The sequence below is a fragment of the Leisingera sp. ABD4_442 genome (assembly GCF_056160905.1).
Genome location: NZ_JBSWYB010000101.1, coordinates 1 through 619, shown reverse-complemented (window position 1 = coordinate 619; position 619 = coordinate 1). Strand labels below are relative to the sequence as shown.

Sequence of the window (619 nt, the reverse complement as noted above, 5' to 3'; positions counted from 1 at the left end):
TCGCTGAGCTTTTCGCTGGACCGCTTGCCGGGTGACATGGCGCTGGTGTCCAAGGACGGCAGCGGTGCGGGCGACGGCGATTTCACGCTCTGGGTCAAGGACGGCACCCTGGTGCTGACCCAGTCCGGAGGCGGCGAGACCGAATATCTCAAAGTGCCGGATCTGGTGCTCTCGGCGCAGCAGACCTACCAAATCTCGGTAAGCTTCGGCGCGGACGGGCTGATGATCTGGCTCGACGGCGCGCTGGTGGCGGCGGAACCCCAGTTCAAACAGGGCCTTGCCGGCAATGATCATGCCCTGGTGATCGGTGGCAGCCGCGCCTGGCGCGACAGCCAGGACAGCGAGGCCCACTCGCTGTTCAAGGGCACCATCAGCGATGTGCGCCTCTTCGACGGCCAGCTCGGCGAGGCCAGCCAGCTGGCGCTGGCGGAGGCGGCCGGCACCGCCTCCGGCGCCAAAATGGCCGCGATGATGGAGGATCTGGCCCCGGCTTTCGGCCAGCTGCACGGCGCCAGCGATATCTTCCTGGACATTCTGGCGGATTACGGCGTCAGCCACCACGGCCACCTGGACCGCAGCCTCGGCATGATCACCCGCAACGGCGGCGACAACACGGTGC

1 protein-coding gene is annotated in these 619 nt (G+C 67.2%); it reads left to right on the top strand.

Going from position 1 to position 619, the window contains the following annotated elements:
• On the top strand, positions 1 to 619 hold a 619-nt coding region (locus tag ACXAHG_RS23540; RefSeq protein WP_475061254.1), incomplete at both ends, for a LamG-like jellyroll fold domain-containing protein.